Origin of the sequence: Balneola sp., from assembly GCA_003712055.1 — a bacterium.
GTDB lineage: Bacteria > Bacteroidota > Rhodothermia > Balneolales > Balneolaceae > RHLJ01.
Genome location: RHLJ01000006.1, coordinates 176,123 through 197,504, shown reverse-complemented (window position 1 = coordinate 197,504; position 21,382 = coordinate 176,123). Strand labels below are relative to the sequence as shown.

Here is a 21,382-nt window from a genome sequence, read left to right as displayed (position 1 = left end):
CACAACCACTGGAAGCCAGAGCTTCCCGCTCCGCATTCCGAATGTGGACATTCGTAACGAGGAAAAGATCTCTGGGGCTGTATCCCCTCCGTCAGAGGATGGTTTTAAGGTGGCAGGTATTTTTTGCCAACCACAAAAACTCTAATACACAAAAAATTAGTGGTTTCGTGTATTTGTGGCTAATCCGATGCATAGGCTCTCTGGTATCACGGGCAAACCTGGTTTACTTTCTGCTGTTCTATATCCCGGAGATTGCCTGCCTTCCGAAGTCTCGTACAGAGGATAGGCCTGTTTACCATATGTTTCTCCAGAAGGCAGGCCTGACACCTATAAAGATGACCTAGATGTATTATCCGTCAAAAGAAAGATCAAAAATTTTAACTTCTCATTCCGAAACAATGTGAAAATGAGGTCGTAACGGGCTCCGTTCAACTCAAATCAATTATTTTTTCGGAATGAAAACAAAACGCTTCGGACACTTCTTAGTAGCTTCTGCTGTTACCATATTTACTCTTCAGGCATGCAGCAACGGAGGCGATCAAAACAACAATAACAATAATAATGAGAATGATGCCGATTCCACTCTGGCTATCCCAGTGGAAGTAAATGATGTTACAAGAGGAGATATTTCAGCTTACTACTCCAATACCGCTACTCTCGAAGCTGTGGAAGAAGCCACTATCGTAGCAAAAGTAAGAGGACTTGTACAAGAGCTTATGGTCGAGGAGGGTGACTATGTAAGAGCTGGTCAAGTCATTGCTAAGATCGAAGATGATCAATACAGGATTGAAAGTGAAAGAGCTAAAGCTACCCTGGATCGACTCTACAATGATTACCAACGAAACAAGGAATTGTTCGACAGAGATTTACTTGCTGCGGAAATTTATGAAAACTCCCGTTACGAATATGAATCACAAAAAGCAGCTTACGATCTTGCCGAGCTAAATTACGAACACACTAATATAAAAAGCCCAATTAATGGTGTTATCTCAGAGCGATTTATAAAAGTTGGCAATATGATTGGTACCGATCAGCAGGCATTCCGTGTAACTGATTTTGATCCTATTCAGGCTAATTTGTTTATCCCTGAACATGAACGCGCTAAAATAAAGGCGGGACAAAGAGCTGAGATGATCGCTGATGCTATTCCAGGACAGCTATTTACAGGTCGAGTAGAAAGAATTAGTCCTATCATCGACCCTCAAACGGGTACTTTTAAAGTAACTGTTTATCTGGATGATAATCAGGATATGCTTAGACCAGGCATGTTCGGTCGTGTAAAGATCGTATACGATACACGGATGAATACCAAGATGATTCCTAAAGCAGCGATCATGTCTGAAGATGAAATCCAGTCTGTGTTTGTAATCAAAGATTCCCTTGCCTTCCGAAAAATTATTCAAACAGGCTATGTAAATGGTTCTACAATCGAAGTAGTAGCAGGATTGGATGACGGCGAAATGGTAGTAACTACCGGACAGGGAAGCTTAACTGACAGCACCCGCGTAAATATCATCCGACTTTAATTCTTAAGGGGCATATACTATGAAACTGATTGATTTTTCCATCAAAAGGAAAGTAACCATTAGTATGTTCACGGTTGCAATCCTTTTGTTTGGGGTGGTTTCATTAGGTAGACTGAATGTCAATCTTCTGCCTGATCTTAGCTATCCTACATTAACAATTCGCACCGAATTTGAAGGTGCTGCACCTATCGAAATTGAAAACCTGATTACCAAACCTATTGAAGAAGCAGTAGGTGTGGTTAAGGGAGTTAAAAAGGTTCGTTCTGTATCCAGAACCGGACAATCTGATGTTGTATTGGAGTTCGTGTGGGGTACTGAAATGGATTTCGCTAACCTGGATGTGATAAGTAAGCTTGATGCTATTCAGCTTCCGCTTCAGGCAAGTAAACCGGTCACTTTACGCTTTGACCCTTCGCTGGATCCTGTAATGCGTTACGCCCTTTACTTTGATGAAACTGAAGCTGAAACCTCATCAGAAGAAGGTGCTTCCGTAGATTTTGCATCCTATCAGGATATCAATAACCCTGATGCAATTACTGAATTAAAACAGCTTCGGATTATTGGAGAAGAGCTTTTAAAGAAGAGCCTTGAATCCACAGTCGGTGTAGCTTCTGTAAAAATTAGTGGGGGGCTTGAGGAAGAAATACAGGTTAATATCGACCAGCAACGTCTATCCTATCTTAATATCCCAATCGAAACAGTGAGTTCAGTCCTTGGTGCGGAGAATATCAATCTTTCTGGTGGTCGCCTTGAGGAAGGTACACAGCAATACCTGGTTAGAACGCTTAACGAATTCCAAAGCATCGAACAGATTCGAAATGTGATTGTCTCCACTGCAAATGACAACACGATCTACCTGAAAGATGTAGCTGATGTAACCCAGGCCTATAAAGAACGTGAGGCCATCACTCGCTTAAATGGAATGGAAGCAGTAGAGGTAGCCATCTATAAAGAAGGAGATGGAAATACCGTAGCTGTTGCCGAATTAGTAGACCAGAGAATGGGTAGAATTCAAGAAATGCTACCCGACGGAATGAAACTTGAAAAAGTATATGACCAATCCATTTTTATTGCTTCTGCGGTAAGTGAAGTTCGAAACGCAGGTATTATCGGTGGTATTCTTGCCGTATTAGTTCTCTTTTTCTTTTTGAGGGATTTCTGGAGTACGGTAATTATATCTATCTCAATTCCGGTATCGATCATCGCAACCTTTAACCTGATGTATGGCAATGATATTACTCTAAACATTATGAGTTTAGGTGGTATTGCCCTTGGGATTGGAATGTTGGTAGATAACTCCATTGTGGTACTGGAGAATATTGCACGACACCGGAGCATGGGCAAAAGTGTCCTCAAAGCTGCTCAGGATGGAGCAGGTGAAGTAGGCACGGCAGTTATCGCCTCTACCCTTACAACGGTTGCTGTATTCTTTCCGCTTGTATTTGTTGATGGAATTGCGGGGCAGCTTTTCCGTGACCAGGCGTTAACAGTAACCTTCTCACTTCTTGCTTCACTTGTAGTAGCAGTTACTTTGATTCCGATGATGTCTTCTCTTAGTTCACAAAAGAAAGAGCATGCTCCTCTTACCTTAAAAGAACCACGGACAGGATTTGGAAGAGTGCTTAGAGCCATACGCTTATTCTTCTTCTACACCATTCCTGCATTTATCACCAAGATCTTGCGATATATAATTGCTGGTGTTGCATGGGTATTCTCAAAGCTTTTTGCCATTCCACTTTTCTTATTTGATAAAGCTTATGGCGGAATAGAAAAAGCGTACCATGGCTTACTTCTTGGAGCAATGAAAGCTCGATTCCTGGTAATCCTTATCGCTATTGGTTCTTTTGTCGGTGCTATTGCCCTGGTTCCAAAAATAGGAATCGAGTTGATTCCACAAATGTCTCAGGGTGAATTCTCGGTAGAATTTAAATTACCTCCGGGAACCCCCATCGAAGAAACCGATGAAGCATTACGAGCCGTTCAAGATGTAACCAGAAACCGTTCAGGAGTACGTTCTACCTTTGCTGTAGCAGGAACTGGTAACAGAATTGATGCAAATCCAGACGAAGGTGGTGAGAATTGGGGCGAGCTTAATGTTATGTTAGCTTCCAGAGCATCTGCTTCTGATGAGGAACGAACTATGAGCTCTATGCGCCAGTCATTAGCCCAGGTTCCCGGACTCCAGTACAAATTCGCTAGGCCTTCATTATTTACTTTCTCCACCCCTGTTGAAGTTGAGGTGAGTGGGTTTGATCTCGAAAATCTAAAAAAAGTTAGTGATGAGATTACCCGCCAAATGGAAGCTAACGGGCGTTTTGCTGATGTTAAAAACTCCATGGAGATCGGAAGTCCTGAAATTCAAATTCTTTTCGATCGTGATCGTGCTGCAGCATTAGGTCTACAGGTTCATGAAGTAGCTGATCGGGTTGTAAGCAACGTACGAGGTGATGTTGCTACCCGATATTCCTGGAGAGACCGTAAAATTGATGTATTAGTTCGTGCACGTGAACAAGATCGGTCTTCAGCAGAAGAAATCCAGCAAATCATTGTAAACCCTGGAAGTGAGCGTCCTATTCCTCTTAGTGCAATAGCAAATGTTCGCATTGCTAATGGACCAGGAGAAATACGCCGAGCTTCTCAGCAACGAGTAGCAGTTATTTCTGCAAACCTGAATTACGGTGATCTTGGTGAAGCTGCGGAAGAAGTACAGACTATTATTAACGAAACAGCTAAACCTACAGGAATTTTCGCTAGGGTAGCTGGTCAGAACGAAGAAATGTCTGACTCTTTCCGTTCACTTCTATTCGCTCTTTCACTAGCTATTTTCCTTGTATATCTGGTAATGGCTTCACAGTTCGAATCCTTACTACACCCCTTTATCATCCTGTTTACTATACCCCTGGCACTGGTAGGAGCTATACTGGCCTTGTTTGTTACTGGAACAACCATAAGTGTTGTGGTATTTATCGGATTGATACTTCTTGCGGGAATTGTAGTGAACAACGCCATTGTATTGATTGACCTTATCAATCAATTAAGAGAGCGTGGAATGGAAAAATATGATGCAATTATTGAAGGAGCTAAATCAAGGCTTCGTCCAATTCTAATGACCACCTTAACCACCACTCTTGGTCTTTTACCTTTGGCTATTGGATTTGGGGATGGCGCTGAGTTAAGAGCTCCAATGGGTATCACTGTAATCGGTGGATTACTTGTCTCTACCCTGTTGACCCTTGTTGTTATTCCAGTAATGTATTCCATTATGGATCACAAGCGATATGATGTAGAAACTGAAACAGTTGAGGCAGAATCATGAGCTTTACCGAGCTATCCATAAAACGCCCTGTTACCACCATGATGGTTTTTGTAAGCCTCGTGGTGGTTGGTATCATTGCTACACGACTAGTACCACTCGAATATTTCCCGGACATTAGTTTTCCAGGAGCTTTCGTTCAGGTCCCCTACCCCAATGCTTCACCTGAGGAAATTGAAGAGCAAGTTATTCGCCCTATGGAAGAAGCGTTGGCTACTATTAGCGGCCTGGAACGGATGAATTCAAATGCTGGTGAAAATAATGGCGGCATTGTAGTACAGTTCAAACAAGGCGCTGATATAAATTTGAAGGCCATCGAGATCAAAGAAAAGATCGAGAGTGTCCGAGGTCAGCTACCGGATGATTTTGAATACTATAACATTTTCAAATTCCAGGATGGCGGTGGTAATACGCTTCAACTTCGAATTTCCAGTGAACGTGACCTATCCGATGCCTATGATCTTCTTAACCGGAACTTAGCTCAACGTATCGAAAGAATTGAAGGAGTTGGGCAGGTAACCTTATATGGTGTTGAGAAAAAAGAAATCCGAATCGAATTAATGACCGATCGGATTTTAAGTTATAACGTAGATCTAAATGCTCTCACTGCCACGCTAAGACAAGCTAATTTCTCAGCTTCTGCGGGTAAAATCACAGATAATGGCCTTCGGTACAATGTCCGTCCAATGGGAGAACTCAGAGGCGTAGATGACATCGAGGATCTCATTATTGGAGAAAACAATCTTCGTGTGAAAGATATAGCCACAGTCAAATATGTTGAGCCTGTTAGAGATTACGCTCGGCACCTCGACATGAAATATGCCATTGGCCTGGATATCGTGAAAGAATCAACAGCAAACACAGTGGCTGTTGTGGAGGCTGTACTGGAAGAGATCGAAGAGATAAATGAGCTTCCTGAAATGCAAGGAATTAACATTTATGAAATGAATAACCAGGCGGATGGAATCTTGCAATCCCTCCGCGAGCTACTAAACTCTGGTATTCTTGGTGCTGGTCTTTCTGTAGTTATGCTCTTCTTCTTCCTTCGTCAATTTGGTACTACGATGATTGTTGCCACTGCGGTACCATTCTCCTTAATTGTAACGCTAGGATTCTTTTTCTTCCTTGATATCTCCTTGAACATCCTTTCTATGATGGGATTGATGTTAGCCGTAGGTATGCTAGTTGATAATGCAGTAGTAGTAACGGAGAATATTCATAGGCATCAACGAAAAGGTAAGAGCGCTTCAAAAGCGGCGATTTTTGGAGCCAGAGAAGTAGGTATCGCTGTTACAGCAGGTACATTAACATCTGTGGTAGTATTCCTGCCAAACATCGTAAATGAGAGCTTTGTAAAGCCTTATATGTACTATATCGGGATGCCAATTATCATCTCATTGGTTGCGTCTCTTCTCATCTCTCTTACAGTAATCCCTTTGCTTACTTCTAAACTGAAGGCACCGGAAGAGCAGAAAAAAACCATTATTGATAAGTTTTCTGTTAAGTATGCCGCCTTCCTGGGATGGTTTGTTGACAGACGTTGGGTATCTTCGATTAGTATCCTCTTGCTTCTGTTTAGTATCGCCATACCTGCCAATTTCATGCAAACGGACATGTTTCCTCGCGTTGAACAACGAGAAATTGGATTGCGTTACAATTTGAACAGTTCTTATACCCTGGAAAGGGTTAAAGAAGCCGTGGATAAAGTAGAGCAATACCTATACGACAATCAGGAGAAATTCGAAATTGAATCGGTATATACTTACTATCAACCCGATTTTGCCAATTCTACGATTATCCTTACCGGAGAAGAAGTTGCTGAAAAATCGGTCGAGCTTATCAAAAAAGAAATCGAAGAAAACCTCCCTGTTGTGTTGATTGGTGAGCCTGCTTTTGAATTTAGAAGCAGGAACAATACGGAAGCTGTTCGCGTATTTGTTCAAGGCGAATCAATGGATGTACTTAAAGAACTCGCTGAGCAGGTTGAATGGAGATTAAGTCAAATCGAAGGACTTTCTGATGTTAAGTCAGAAGCTGAAATCGGAAGAGAGGAAGTGCGGTTAAGTATTGATCATGAACGAGCCCGTAACTTTGGGCTTACATCTACCCAGGTAGCTCAAATGATTTCCAGTTCTGTTCGAGGTCAAACTCTTCGTAGAATTCGGGGACCTCAGTCTGAGATCGATGTTGTATTAGCACTTCAAAATTCTGATCGCCAATCTATTGATGACTTGATGGAACTTCCCATTGCTATTGGACCAGATCAAACTATTAAACTTGCATCACTTGCTGACTATGAGCAAACGCAAGGTCCGGGACGTATTTTCCGCGAAAACAGAAAAACATCTCTCGGTATTAATGTAAACCTTGATGGTTTACCTATGGATCAGGCCAGAACCCAAATTGCCCAGGTAATGGAGCAAATTGTATATCCTGTAGGTTATCGGTGGAGTTATGGCCGTAGCTTCGATAACGACTCTGAAGCAATGAATGTAATGCTCTTCAATATGATGATCGCTCTATTCCTGATTTATCTGGTTATGGCTGCATTATTTGAATCATTGATTTATCCGGCAGGTATTCTCTCCTGTATTATTTATGGAGTAGTTGGAATTTTCTGGTTCTTCTTTATTACCGGTACCACCTTCGACTTCATGTCACTAATCGGGATACTTGTATTAATGGGTATTGTGGTGAATAACGGGATTGTACTTATTGATCACATACTGCATTTGCGTAGCGAAGGATTAAGCAGAAGAGAAGCTGTGATACAAGGAGGAAAGGACCGAATGCGTCCAATCTTGATGACTGCAGGTACTACCGTACTTGGATTAATACCGCTTGCAATTGGAAATACTCAAATCGGTGGCGATGGCCCTCCTTACTTTCCTATGGCGCGTGCTATTATTGGTGGACTTACCTTCTCAACAGTAGTTACGCTAGTCGTTCTCCCTTCCCTTTATATCATCCTTGATGATTTAAAGATATGGGCAGGAAGAATTGGACTGATGTCTAAAATCAGATCTTAAAAAATTAAACCCCTCAAGTTTTGAGGGGTTTTTTTATGTTTGCTAGCTATGGCAGACAAATACACCTTCCACCAGGAAAACTTCGTTATCCGGGCAAATGAAATAGACGCCTCCGGAAAAATAACCCTCTCGGCAATTGGTAACTTCTTTCAGGAAGTAGCAGGCAATAATGCTCGTGATCTAAATTTCGACATTACGGACCTTCATAAAACAAAATCTACCTGGGTCCTTTACCGGATGGATATTAAAATTGATGAATATCCAAATTGGCGAGACGAAATTACTTTGGAAACCTGGCCTGCCTCTGGTGACTCCTTTCGCGCGCTTCGTAATTACCAAATCATAGATAAAAATGGGAAGAAGCTGGGATGCTGCTTGAGTTATTGGCTAATGATCGATTTAGTAAATCGAAAACCAATGAGGCTTCCTCAAACCGTCTTAGATACCCGGTTTGTTGATAGAGAACATAGCCTGGAGTTGAAATCTAACCGGTTTCGACCCCTTGAAGAACGAACTGTTATCGATGAGTTTAAGGTCAGGCGTTCCGATTTAGACATGAATAACCATGTTAACAATGTGAATTATATCACCTGGATGTTGGAATGTATTCCTGAGGATAAACTCACAGATGTTCACCGATTTGATATTATCTATATGAATGAAGGGGTGTTAGGAGATACGATCCAGGTTTACACAAAGATTGAAAACGAACTCCCAATTATGATAGAACTCACAAAAAACGAAAGCCATACCCTAGCAATTGCTGAAATCAGCTATCGAACAGCTTAATCCCATTCTGGTGCGAAACCAGGATTTATGATTCTGAAAGTTTTATCCAGATCGTCAATTGCGTAAAAGTCTTCATCGTCCAGTACAAAATCATAGACATCCAAATTTTGTTCAAGGTGATCCTTTGACGATGCCTTTGGAATAACAACAACCTGCTCCTGTTCTATTAACCATCTTAATGCAATTTGAGCAGAAGATTTACCATACTTTTCGCCAAGCTCTCTCAAAAGAGGATTATCAAGCATTTTACCTTGCCCTAATGGACTGTAGGCAGTAACCAGAAGATCATGCTCAGCTGCATAATCGAGTAAATCAAATTGTCCCAGAAGTGGATGATATTCAACCTGATTACAGAATACTGGCATAGAAAGCTCTTCGTTTACCTCTTTAAGCAAACTCATCGGAAAATTACTAACCCCTATCTGAAGGGCTTTACCCTGCTCTTTTAAAGCAAGCATTGCTTCTACCGTTTTCTCCAAATCATAGTCCGGATTTGGCCAATGGATGAGCAGTAAATCCACATAATCGAGGTTTAAATCCAACAAAGACTGTTCCGCAGATTTTAAGAGTTTATCTGCTTCCAGATAATCTCGATCAATTTTGGTTGTAATGAATAACTCTTCTCTATCGATATGCGCTTGCCTGAGTGCGCTGCCGACTTCTTGTTCATTTTTATATACCTGGGCGGTATCAATATGTCGATAACCGATACTCAATCCCATTTTAACTACTTGTTCTGCTTTCTTTCCTACGAGCCCGAAAGTTCCTAACCCAACTTCCGGAACGTCCACCCCTTGAACGGTTTTAAACTGCATGTTTGTTTTCTTCTTTCTCTTTTTTTGGGTTTTACTTTACAAGTGTCATTTTTCGGGTCATAACCTTCGTTCCGACTTCTAACTGATAGATATACATCCCACTCGGTAATCCGGTAGCATCCCATTCATATTCATGATCTCCTTCAGACAAAGTTCCTTCAGTAAGAACTGCCACGGGCTGTCCTACCACGTTAAATACAGAAAGTTTAACAGGCATCGATTCAGGAAGTGTAAAAGAGATAATAGTTTTGGGATTGAAGGGATTCGGATAGTTCTGATGCAGGGAAATATCTTCAGGGATAAAGCTTTCTGTTTCCTCAACTCCAGGGGGCAACAGAACTAGTTTAAATCGTGCTTCAAAAACTTCCTCTTCAAGTTCTTTAGTAATGATATCATTCTCAGCTTCATCATCATTATTTCTTTGCTCCGAAAGCCGTTCAAAATCAAATGACCACCCTGTACCTAAAATATGTTCTTTTTGTGTCTGCTCATCCAACAATTTAATCGTCCAATCAGAAGGTACTCCTTCCCATGATTTGATTGAAAAACCAAAAATACCAGACTCTTCGCTCTCAAAACGAATAGGAATCACCACTTTTTGATCTTCATTTAAAGTGCTTACACCTACCATTCTATTCCATACACCACTTTTTCCCAGACCCATAAAAAGTGCTTCGGGTTCGTTAATAGCTAAGCCTGGTTCAAACTCAGGAGCAATAATGTCTATGATATCAGATTCTTCTTCTGAGAATCTAAGCTCAACACTATTCGAAGTACTTTCGGTAGCAAGCTGCAACCTCAAAAACATCTTCTCTTCGTCTAAAATCCCGACACCTTTATCTATTGTGAGTGAATCTGATAGAGTCACTTCAAGCAATTCCTCAGAAAAAACAGAATCGGCTTTAATCCAAAAAACAGCTCCGGGAGGAATCATATCATAATCAGTTAGAACCTTAGAATTAGCCCAACCAACTTTTTCCCATACATATATATTGGGATTTATAAGATTTGCAGAGAATGTTTCTTCAACAGCGTCAAAGATATCTTTCACCCAAATAGGTTGATATGAAGTATTCTTCAACATATTAAACCCTTCGCTCACTCCAAGCACGCCATTCTCGTCAATATCGGTTCCGGAGATTTTAAAAGTCAGTGTGGAATTAAGCGTCTCATCTGCTATTTCTGGAATATCCAATGAATCTTCAGTTGCCTCAATTTCCATTAATTCTTCGAGCGAGAAATACTTTAGTAATTCTTTTGCCTCAAGATCTGTGACTGATAATTCCGTAACGGCTAAAAAAGATGCTTCAGATTCTTCCCAACTAAAGACTTCACTTAAATTCCATTCTGGCTTTAACTCGCTTCCATTGATTACATACCAGCCAGGTTCCGGTGTCTCCTCTTTGCTTATTTCATTAGCACTAAGCTGTACAATTCCATCTACCTGATTGACATTTGCAGAGATAATCTGGTTTGAGCTGACATTCTCAATTTCTGACCGATTAGTCTCACTTTCTATAAGCCTGTATTCCTGCTCTGTTACTTTATCTTGGTAGCTTGTTTTGAGTTCAACATTGCCCGATCCTCTTCTAAGCCATCTTTTTGCAATATGCGATCCAAATTCGGCATCAGGATGATGGACTTTTAACGATTGTAGTGCCGGAAGGAAGGTACCATATGGAAACTCGAATAACTCGCCCCGGCTCTCAATTTTCCAGCCAGATAAATCAACGTCGATGCGCTCATTATTTCGAATCTCTATATAGTCCGATTCCGATTTTCCTGAATAAAATACCCGACTGATATCTACATCAGGTATTTCATTATCATTTATAAAAGCAGCGTGAGTAACAAAATCCCCTAATTCTCCTTTAGAGAGATTTTGTAATTCGAAAAAAGCATTTTCTGTACTCTCGTATCCACTATCATCAGTAGTAGGTATTTCTACTGCATATACTGCATCACCGATTAACCCCGTAAAGTTGAATGTATACTTTTGGAACTTCTCTGTATCGTTTGTATCTGCAGAGCTATAAAAAGGGTTGAATACAGCATCTACAGTTAATCTGGAACCATCATGCTCATAGATTGCAACATTCAAGAATATAGATTCGCTTTCTTTTGTAGTGGAGATGCTTTCATCAAACAGTACTACCGGAGGAATAAGGATTCTAAATGCAGTTCTCATTGTATTAAAACTGACTTTATCTCTTCCTTTCCACTTTGCTGGATCGGAGACGAAGGAAGCAAGCATTTTTGGAGTGCCGCTGGCTCCGTTCCTTAAGTAATACTGATAGTTATCACGGCCTCCGAGTTGAAGTAATGTGTAGCTTTCTTTAGAAATACTTGCAGGTATCTCCGACCCAAGCTCATTTCGGGGGTTCCATATCTCGTTACTCCCCCAGCCTATTCCATAAATTACTCTGGTTGTGCCATTATCCTTCTGGAATGCAAATATTCGGTCACCATTTCCAAAAAACTCAAGCTTTCCGTCCACATTCACTCTATGATCTTCTATACTGTTTACATGAATGTTAGTACCCGCTTCAACCGGAGCCGTAATTTTTACCTCTATTTCCTGCCCGTTGTTTATTACGAGTTCCTCGGCATTCCAAACTCCATTAGAAAACCATATTGTGCTCCCCTCTTCAAGATCAACAAGTGGAATAAAATCAAAGGAATTATCGGTTGAATTTACTGAAACCACAACCACATCTCCTGGCAGCAATACAGATTGCGCAGACACACTGTCACTAAAGCTTAGAAACGACAGGATAAAAATAAGAGGCAGAATTGTATGCTTATATCTTATCAGTAGCTCTTGAACCATAGGCATTTAGCATTTGAACGACGCTCTAATTAACCACTTTAATTCTACAATGGCACGTTAAACTTTAGCATTTCTCAAATTTATTCTTCGAGAGCTGGTTCGTGTAGTTTATCCTCCGTTGAAGCTACCGTAAGTGCAACTGCGGCATCTCCAGTAATATTAACGGTGGTACGGCACATATCAAGGATACGATCTACCCCAAGGATAAGGGCAATTCCTGCTGTTGGTACCTGAATAGCTTCCAGTACAACAACCAACATCACAATTCCTGCACCAGGTACTCCTGCTGCCCCAACCGAAGCCGCAGTTGCTGTAAGTACAATCATCAACTGTTGACCTATTGTTAAGTCCATTCCCAGTGCTTGTGCAATAAAAACAGCTGCTACTGCCTGGTATAAACTAGTTCCATCCATATTAATAGTAGCTCCTACAGGTAATACAAAGCTGGAAACTTCCTCATCTACTCCTAAATGCTTTTCCACCCTTTCCATAGTAACAGGAAGTGTGGCTGAACTTGAGCTTGTACTAAAGCCAAGCAACATTGCTGGGCGAATTGCTTTGAAGAACCCGGACAGTTTCATGTGCTTGCTAAAGACTTTGAACATACTGGAATACACCAATAGTACATGTATAATGAGCGCAATGAGTACGGTTAAGCAATACCACCCTAGCGCCCCAAGTAGTTCAAGGGCCTTGGATAAGTCATCCCCAGCCAGATCGACGATAAGAGATGCCATAAGTGCAAATACACCATATGGAGCCGTTTTCATTATTAAATCGACAATCTTGATGATCACATCATTCAAGCTTTCAAAGAATGTAATGAGGAACTTCCCCTTCTCCCCTCCAATTTGAATAATCCCTATCCCAAGGAGAATAGCCACAAACACTACTTGTAGCATAAGGGCATTATCGGAAGCGGCTGCGAAAAAGTTAACGGGTACCATATCAACGATAAAGTCTAGTGGGCCTCTGTTAATAATCTCCTGAGCAGATTCGCTTCGTGCATCAATTGAACTACTGTAAGTTTCTTGGAGACTTTGCTGAGTTTCTTGTGGTAAACTCGTACCAGGTTGAATTATGTTTACAGCCAATAAACCAATAGTTACAGCACAAATAGTGGTCATTAAATAAATAACTACGGTTTTTCCTCCCATACGCGACAATTTGGTAGTATCATTTAAGCTTGTTACCCCTGCTATTAGAGAGGCAAGAACCAATGGGACAGCAATTAGCTTTAAAAGATTGATGAATATTGTTCCAAAAGGCTTTATAAAATCAGAGGTGAATGAATTAAAGCCCAAAACACTGGATACTAATCCCCAGATCAATCCGAGAATTAAGCCAATTATTATTTGCCAGTGCAGTTTTTTATACCACATAGAAATCTTGTTTTATTCTTAAACGTGTAACGATCTACCTATTGTCCAAATATTAAAACCGCGAAAAGAGCTACTACAGAGGCGCTTCCCGAGGCCAACCAGTTTACCATATTATTGTCAACATAGGAAATCCGCTTTGCAAAAATCTTGGTGAGCCACTCTTTTATTTCAGCACCTTGCCAGGTGGCTCCAATCCAGGAATCAATCAAACTTCCTATAAATCCCGCTAAAACAATAACAGCTGAAGTAAACAAAGATACTTCCCCATCAATCAACCAGAAAATCAGTGCTACAATTAAGGAACCAAGCAAAGAAGCTATTGTTCCTGATACACTTATTGCCCCATCAGTACCTGGTTTCACCTTTTCAAAAGTACTTATCAGCCATGTTTTTCCTTTAGTATGATGGGTTCCTATTTCTGATGCCCAGGTATCTGCTGTTGCTGATGCCATACTTGCTATTCCTGCTACCAAAAAAATCTTTTCTTTACTCAAAAACCAAATCATGATCCAAAACGCAAACCAAAATCCATTCGACCATACCTGTGTCCCATTTCTGCGGAACTTTTCATCTAAAATATATTCTTCACTAATCATGTCTTTAGATAGTAAAGAACTTGAAACGAAGAATACCAAAGCTATTACTGCTCCTGTCAATCCTGCGAGTCCAAATGCAATAATTCCAAAGAGGATGGCGGCGATCATACCATCTAATGTTAGCCAATTAACAAAAAAGGCTGTGTATGCGCATAGTATTGAAAGGGCAATAGCTATTACTATCCGTAAATGATCCTGGGCATCTGCTACCAGGAGAAATAAAAAAATGAGAGAAAAGAAGAAAAAGATATTTGTTAGCCTGTCCAGCACTAATTAAGAGGCTACTTCCTTTTCTTTTTCTGAACTATCAGTACGATCATGCTTCATGATAGCATAAATAACAACTACATAACCAGCCATGATTACAATCGGAGAAACATATAATGAGATAAATCCATGTATCTCATTTTCGATATACATTGCAGCAAAACCACTTACAATTAAAAGTATGGCAATACCAATCAGCCGATAATTAAAGGCTGAAAAAAACATGGGGTGATCGTCTGACTTTCGAGTATTTCCTTTGGGCATGCTAAATTTTTAAAATCATTAACGTTTTTTAGGCTTGAAACGAACCGTTAAGTTATTTAATTATCAGAAACTCCAAAAGCCTGAGTATTCATATATATGCTAAAAATTGTGCTGGCTTCCCAAAGCCCGCGAAGAAAGAAGTTATTGAACCAGTTAGGTTTGATTTTTGAAATATCGCCAAGCGATAAAGAAGAAGTCATTACTTCTGATATTCCAGAACAAATAGTTACCGACCTATCCTTACAAAAAGCTTTGGATGTATCTCAAACCATGAAACATTCATTAATAATCGGAGCTGATACTATTGTGGTATACAACCAGCAAATACTTGGAAAGCCCGGCTCAGAGTCAGAAGCAATTAATATGCTCACTGAATTAAGCGGTCAAATTCATTCCGTTTATACTGGAGTAAGTTTTGTAGTAACTGATGAAGAGTGTATTGTAAAAAAAAGCTATTCCTTTTTTGAGGAAACCAAAGTGCGATTTAGTACGTTGAGTCCTGAAGAAATTGCTGCATATGTTGCTACTGGAAGTCCAATGGATAAGGCTGGAGCCTATGGCATCCAGGATGATTGGGGATCTGTATTTGTAGAGCATATTGATGGTGATTATTATAATGTGGTTGGATTCCCTTTAAATCGTTTTTATAAGGAGATAAAGAATTTCATACCAGATATTCTGGATCAAATGGTATTTCCCCCTGTTAAATGAATATGGCACGAACCGTAGTATCTTTTATTATTGCTTTACTCTTTTTGTCACCTGTAGATAGCGTGGCACAAATTAATGCTGAGTTTCAGATAGCGAACAGGCTCTATCAGCAGCAGCGCTATGAAGAAGCCCTTCCCTTTTTTGAGCGTATTAACAGGCAAGATCCAAATATGTTTCTGTTTTTTGACCGATTAATCGATTGCCATATCCAGTTGAAGCAATATGACACTGCCATTGAACTTGCAGAAAATAATATCAGCGATCAGATTAATGTACCTCAAGTCAATGTGCTATTAGGGGAACTGTACTTCCTTAAAGATGATACAACCAAAGCCTTTGATATTTGGAATAGCAATCTCCAAAGATATCCGAACCAGCTGCAGTTATATATGAATACTGCAAACGCTATGATGGACAGAAGGGCCTATCTAAAAGCAATAGAGGTATATAGAAGAGGAAGACTGGTCTTCAATAATGATCAACTTTTTGTTGCTGATATCCCAAGTGCATATATGCAAGCCGGAAACTATGAGGAAGCCATTGCGGAGTGGCTTAATATTGTAAAAACTAACCCTCAGCAGATTTCAGGCATACAACGAATGTTAGATCGATACAATGATCCTCTTCTGTTTGATATAGCCGTTCTTGAGATCGAAGACCAACTTTCGGAGCTACCTGCCAATCATCAGGCTTATAAGCCCTTTTTTGAACTACAAATATGGCTTCTTCTTGAAAATAAACTTTTTAGAAGAGCTTATGCTTCTGCAAGAGAGTTTGAAGAAAGAACTTCAAACTACAACTTCACCTTATTTAATGTAGGAACACAATTAGCTGAGAATAATGAATTTGATCTGGCTCTACGGGCATTTCATTATTACTCTGAATCTACAACCGGGGAGATCTCCTGGAGAGCAAACGAAGAAAAAGCAAATACCTACATTCTATGGGCAAAATATCTGGATGACTATAGTCTGGACTTCTCTAATCAAAGAGATTCATTATTCAGTACGGCGCTTACTTTGTTAGAAGGAATTACCAGTGAAACCAGAACCTATAGCCGTATTAAGCAGGTGTACTTAAAACAGGCTGAAATAGCCCTGGATTTCGTTTTTAATAAAGAATTAGCAACTCTTGCTACACAACAATTAAAAGACCTAAACGGATCGGAAGAAACTCCCGAATCCAATTATTTAGATGGCAGGCTTTTCCTTGCCGACAAAGAATTTACCTCTGCAAGGATTTCATTTACCCGTGCCAATAAGCAAACAGATGTTAGTGACCTCGCAGAGAAAACCCGCTATTTTTTAGCTCTTACCGATTTCTATGCAGGTGATTTTGAATTCTCTCAAATTCAATTGAAATCATTAGGTCGACAAAACACCTCATTTTATGCTAATGATGCATTAGAACTACGGCTTTGGTTACAAGAAGGAATAAAGGCAGATACCACTGGTGAGGCATTACAAGAATTCGCTTCTGCTCATTTCAACCTCTACACCGGGAACAGGAAAGAAGCCTCAGAACAATTATTGGCTATCGCTCAGAATGATGCTCCAGGAGTATTTATTGATAATGCCTATTTAATGTTATCCAAAATACCAGAAATGAAAACAGAAGAATATGTATCAGAGCTCTCAGAGTTTATTGAAAAAACTCCTTCTGTCTCTCAAAGAGAGGAATTTTTATGGCAAATTGGAAAGCTTTATGATGGGATTTATACAGAAAACGGAGAAAGTGAAGTTACCCTAAGAAAGCTGGTAGATGTATATGAGAGATTGATCCTGGAATACCCTCAGGGTTTCTATGCTCCATTCACCAGAGAACGATTAGCAGCACTACCAAAACCAAATTCATAATTCATGAGAAAAATCATAACAACTCTACTCTTCTTTATTTTAATAGTTGGTAGTTCTCAGGCGCAGCAGCAGGTGCTAATTCCTATGGATGCCACACAGACAAACCACCTAAAAGCCTATGGAGTGATCTTTAACCATGTAAAAGATGGGTTTACTGCCAAGTGGTTATTAAACTACAGAGGAGGCTCATTTATGGCTGTGGTTGATAATGACATCATCCGAAAAGCCCGATTAAGAAATGTGTATGTGGAGGTAGTGAATTCGTCACAAGCAGCATCTATTGTAGCTAATGTAGAATCTAATGGCTCGAACACCTCTGTTGTTAACCTAGAAAAAACTCCTCGTATTGCGGTTTACACTCCTGATCAGGCTCTCCCCTGGGATGACGCCGTTACACTTGCACTTACCTATGCTGAAGTTGAATATGATAAGCTTTGGGATATTGAAGTACTGGAAGGTCAACTCCAACAATACGACTGGTTACACCTTCACCATGAAGATTTTACCGGCCAGTATGGGAAATTCTGGGCAAGCTACCGAAATGCTCCCTGGTATATCACTCAAGTTCGCCAGATGGAGGCTATGGCCAAAGAACTCGGTTACTCAAAAGTAAGTGAGCAAAAAAAACAGGTTGCTTTGGAAATCCAACAATATGTAGGTAATGGAGGATTTCTCTTTGCTATGTGTTCTGGCACCGATACGTTTGATATTGCTCTTGCATCTCTCGGAGTAGACATTGCTCCTGAACAATTTGATGGCGATGCAATCGACCCAAATGCCCAGGAAAATCTGAACTATTCCAATACCTTTGCCTTCACTGACTTTAACGTCATTATCAACCCATATGAGTATGAACATGCCGACATTGATGTGCCTGTCGCGATTAATCAGGTAGATCAAAGCCTCGATTTCTTTACACTATTTGAGTTTTCCGCTAAATGGGATCCAGTTCCTACTATGCTTACTCAGAATCATGTAAGTAGTATTCGTGGCTTCTATGGACAAACCACTGCTTTTAGAACCGAGAAAGTGAAATCATCGGTTGTAATTTTAGGCGAGGCTCCCGGAAGAAATCAGGTGAAATACTTGCATGGTAATTATGGGAATGGAACGTTCACCTATTATGCAGGCCACGATCCCGAAGATTATACTCACCGGGTAAATGACCCCCCTACCGACCTGGCTCTACACCCAAACAGCCCTGGCTATCGTTTAATCCTCAATAATATTCTGTTCCCGGCTGCAAAAAAGAAAAAGAAGAAGACCTAGCGAGATTTAAGATTCAAAATTAAAAATGAAAGATGGTACCTTATTCCATCTTTCATTTTTAATCTTTCATTTTGAATTTATATGAAGCCAAGCCGTGATTTCGAAGCTCTTGTAGAGCTTGTGGCTATTCTTAGACGAGAGTGCCCATGGGATCGTAAACAAACCCATTACTCTATCAAAGATAACCTGATTGAAGAAGCCTATGAAGCAATTGAGGCTCTTGATGAAGGGAATTTTGATGAGTTCAAGAAAGAGCTTGGCGATCTGTTATTACATGTAGTCTTTCATTCGAATATAGCCAGTGAGTCAGATACTTTTGAAATAGGAGAAGTCATCTATACGCTCATGGAAAAGTTAATCAGAAGGCACCCACATGTTTTTGGAGAAGAAGTAGTAAAAGGAGAAGATCAGGTTGCGGAAAACTGGGAAAATATAAAGCTCAAAGAGGGAAAGAAGTCGACATTAGATGGACTTCCAAATCATCTCCCTGCCCTAATTCGAGCACAACGGATGCAAGAAAAAGCCGCCAATGTAGGATTTGATTGGCCTGAATGGGAACAAGCCTGGGAAAAGTTGAACGAAGAACTTGGAGAATTCAGGGATACACTATCGACCAATGACTCTGAAAAAACAGCTGATGAATTTGGAGATGTTCTCTTTTCTTTAGTCAATGTTGCCCGCTACTTTGACCTTACTGCTGAAGATAGCCTTAGAAAAACCAATAGAAAGTTTGAACGACGTTTCCGCTTTATTGAAGAGAAGTTAAAAGGTCGAAATAAAAACCTGAAAGACGCTACGTTAGAAGAAATGGATGAACTTTGGGAGATATCTAAAAAGGAATTGACTTAACCTATCCCGAATATCTGTCTAGTATCGTTCGCTTCTTTGATTTCAATACGTAGGCTCCTATAGATATAGTCATCGCAGTACCGGTTGCTACTAATACCCAAAATCCTGCAAACCTAAAGAACCGACTGAATGTCTCACTCCAAAAGGCAGCGTACAATCCAATAATCGACCAGTTCATAAATTCATAGTGCAGTTCAAGCCAGCTATTCTTTGGCTTTTTTAAATAAACAGGAACCAGCCCTCCCAATAATGAAATCAGACTTATAATAGCTGCAAAATGAAATGGCCCAAAGTAACCGAAGAGATCATAAATCATCAAGGCCGTACCATTTAAGATGAGCATACTTACAGCATAGAAGTATCCCAATCGTATATGTAATGGTGTCCCTTTCTTCAAGAACAAAACAATTGCCCCAAAAATCATTGCAGCGATTGCCGATATTAAATGAATAATGCCCAATGTTCCCATTTCGTACATATCATTTCATTTTCTGTCCAAATTCTGAGAAAATTACGTCAATAAAAAAGCGTTGTTTCGATATTAAATAGCGTAATTTCATTTAAAAAATTCCCGCTCTTTCATTACCTTTAATTCCTTTGATATTTTTCAAAAAGGGATGAAATTTTTGCCATACCACATTTGTTGGATCCAGAAGAATTGATGGCAAATTAGGTCACTGATCATACACTAATAAGGAATAAAAAATGTCGACAAACCTACATACAGGCTTTGATGAAAATGAATTTCCCTTTATAAATAAGGGACTTGACGGAATTGTAGCTTTTTCTACTACGAAGAGTTTTATTGATGGAGCTAAGGGAGAGCTTATCTATTCAGGCTACAATATCGATACTCTTGCTGACAAAGCTACGTTCGAAGAGGTTTGTTTTCTTTTATGGAATGATCGACTTCCTAATGCTCAGGAACTGGAATCCCTCAAAAGTGATCTTATTAAAGAACGTGCTATTCCGGAGGTAGTACTTAATTACCTCACTTCTACCGACAAAGAAGCTGAACCTATGGCCGTTTTACAATCTGCAGTTTCAATGCTTGCCGATTTTGATCCAACCAAGGGTAAGTATGATCCTGAATTATTTATGAGCCAAGCAATTGCACTAACTGCTAAAATCCCGACTATTATTGCTGCTTATGACCGAGCAAGAAATGGTAAAGATTTTGTAGCTCCACTTGATTCAGGAAGTACAGCATTCAACTTTCTATATATGCTTAACGGTGTGGAACCAGGCACTCAAGCTGAAAAAACAATGGATCTTTGCCTTATTCTTCATGCTGAACATGGAATGAACGCTTCTACTTTCACGGCAAGAACAGTTTGTGCGACCATGTCAGATATGTATTCGTCAGTTACTGCTGCTATCGGAGCTTTAAAAGGACCTCTGCATGGTGGAGCAAATACAGCTGTAATGAATACCCTTATGGAGCTTGGAAAAGAAGGTGACGATGCAGATGCTGTTGCTTTCACTAAAGCTAAGTTGGCCCGCAGGGAGAAAATTATGGGCTTTGGTCACCGCGTTTATAAAACATTTGACCCTAGAGGAAGACATCTTCAAAAGATGGCAAAATCACTTTCTGAAGAAACTGGCCATGAAGAACTATACAGGTGGTCAATGGATATGCTTAATACCATGAAGTCAGAAAAGAATATCGATCCAAATGTAGACTTCTTTTCAGCAACAGTATATTACTCCATTGGAATACAGCCAGATTTGTATACCTGTATTTTCACAATGAGCCGTATCTCAGGCTGGACTGGTCACTTTATGGAACAGGCTGCTAATAACCGATTGATTAGACCTAGAGCCTTATATGTAGCTGAAAAGAATTTGGACTGGACTCCAATTGAAGAGAGATAATCAGCTACTTC

15 protein-coding genes are annotated in these 21,382 nt (G+C 40.1%); 9 read left to right on the top strand and 6 right to left on the bottom strand.

Annotated features, from left to right (window positions below):
• Positions 1–455 precede the first annotated feature (455 nt).
• Genes ED557_14315 through ED557_14300 form a run of 4 tightly spaced genes read left to right on the top strand, consistent with a single transcriptional unit; the run spans position 456 to position 8,657 of the window.
• Positions 456–1,526, top strand: coding sequence for an efflux RND transporter periplasmic adaptor subunit (locus ED557_14315; GenBank protein RNC79691.1), 1,071 nt, complete (start codon positions 456–458; stop codon positions 1,524–1,526).
• A 19-nt stretch (positions 1,527–1,545) separates the two neighbouring features.
• Complete coding sequence (locus tag ED557_14310; GenBank protein RNC79690.1) at positions 1,546–4,842, top strand: efflux RND transporter permease subunit; 3,297 nt, start codon at positions 1,546–1,548, stop codon at positions 4,840–4,842.
• Positions 4,839–7,868: an efflux RND transporter permease subunit gene (locus ED557_14305; GenBank protein RNC79689.1), complete on the top strand. Its 3,030-nt coding sequence runs from the start codon at positions 4,839–4,841 to the stop codon at positions 7,866–7,868. Before ED557_14310 ends, ED557_14305 begins: the two co-directional genes overlap by 4 nt.
• A 39-nt stretch (positions 7,869–7,907) precedes the next feature.
• Positions 7,908–8,657, top strand: coding sequence for an acyl-[acyl-carrier-protein] thioesterase (locus ED557_14300; GenBank protein ID RNC79688.1), 750 nt, complete (start codon positions 7,908–7,910; stop codon positions 8,655–8,657).
• Here the strand turns inward: ED557_14300 and ED557_14295 are convergent.
• The 5 genes from ED557_14295 to ED557_14275 form a co-directional block, all read right to left on the bottom strand.
• A complete protein-coding gene (locus ED557_14295; GenBank protein RNC79687.1) occupies positions 8,654–9,472 on the bottom strand; it encodes an aldo/keto reductase in 819 nt (272 codons plus the stop codon). The two genes, ED557_14300 and ED557_14295, sit on opposite strands and share 4 nt — an antisense overlap.
• 31 nt (positions 9,473–9,503) lie before the next feature.
• Positions 9,504–12,308: a T9SS C-terminal target domain-containing protein gene (locus ED557_14290; protein RNC79686.1), complete on the bottom strand. Its 2,805-nt coding sequence runs from the start codon at positions 12,306–12,308 to the stop codon at positions 9,504–9,506.
• Positions 12,309–12,382: 74 nt separating this feature from the next.
• The gene (locus ED557_14285) at positions 12,383–13,684 is read right to left on the bottom strand and encodes a dicarboxylate/amino acid:cation symporter (GenBank protein ID RNC79685.1); all 1,302 of its coding nucleotides are present in this window, start codon (positions 13,682–13,684) and stop codon (positions 12,383–12,385) included.
• A gap of 38 nt (positions 13,685–13,722) precedes the next feature.
• Positions 13,723–14,550, bottom strand: coding sequence for a DUF92 domain-containing protein (locus ED557_14280; protein RNC79684.1), 828 nt, complete (start codon positions 14,548–14,550; stop codon positions 13,723–13,725).
• A gap of 3 nt (positions 14,551–14,553) precedes the next feature.
• Positions 14,554–14,772 (bottom strand): DUF3098 domain-containing protein, encoded by a 219-nt coding sequence (locus ED557_14275; GenBank protein ID RNC79753.1) that lies wholly within the window; start codon positions 14,770–14,772, stop codon positions 14,554–14,556.
• A 135-nt stretch (positions 14,773–14,907) separates the two neighbouring features.
• On the opposite strand from ED557_14275, the gene maf reads away from it, so the two are divergent.
• From maf to ED557_14255, 4 genes are all read left to right on the top strand, one after another.
• Positions 14,908–15,522, top strand: coding sequence for a septum formation protein Maf (gene maf, locus ED557_14270; GenBank protein ID RNC79683.1), 615 nt, complete (start codon positions 14,908–14,910; stop codon positions 15,520–15,522).
• The gene (locus ED557_14265) at positions 15,519–17,378 is read left to right on the top strand and encodes a hypothetical protein (protein RNC79682.1); all 1,860 of its coding nucleotides are present in this window, start codon (positions 15,519–15,521) and stop codon (positions 17,376–17,378) included. Before maf ends, ED557_14265 begins: the two co-directional genes overlap by 4 nt.
• Before the next feature lie 3 nt (positions 17,379–17,381).
• A complete protein-coding gene (locus ED557_14260; protein ID RNC79681.1) occupies positions 17,382–18,647 on the top strand; it encodes an asparagine synthetase B in 1,266 nt (421 codons plus the stop codon).
• 81 nt (positions 18,648–18,728) lie between these two features.
• The gene (locus ED557_14255; GenBank protein ID RNC79680.1) at positions 18,729–19,496 is read left to right on the top strand and encodes a nucleoside triphosphate pyrophosphohydrolase; all 768 of its coding nucleotides are present in this window, start codon (positions 18,729–18,731) and stop codon (positions 19,494–19,496) included.
• 1 nt (position 19,497) lies between these two features.
• Here ED557_14255 and ED557_14250 read toward each other — a convergent pair whose 3' ends face one another.
• Positions 19,498–19,974, bottom strand: coding sequence for a DUF2306 domain-containing protein (locus ED557_14250; GenBank protein ID RNC79679.1), 477 nt, complete (start codon positions 19,972–19,974; stop codon positions 19,498–19,500).
• A gap of 227 nt (positions 19,975–20,201) precedes the next feature.
• Here ED557_14250 and ED557_14245 point away from each other — a divergent pair, with 227 nt between their 5' ends.
• Positions 20,202–21,371 (top strand): citrate synthase, encoded by a 1,170-nt coding sequence (locus ED557_14245; protein ID RNC79678.1) that lies wholly within the window; start codon positions 20,202–20,204, stop codon positions 21,369–21,371.
• Positions 21,372–21,382: the final 11 nt, after the last annotated feature.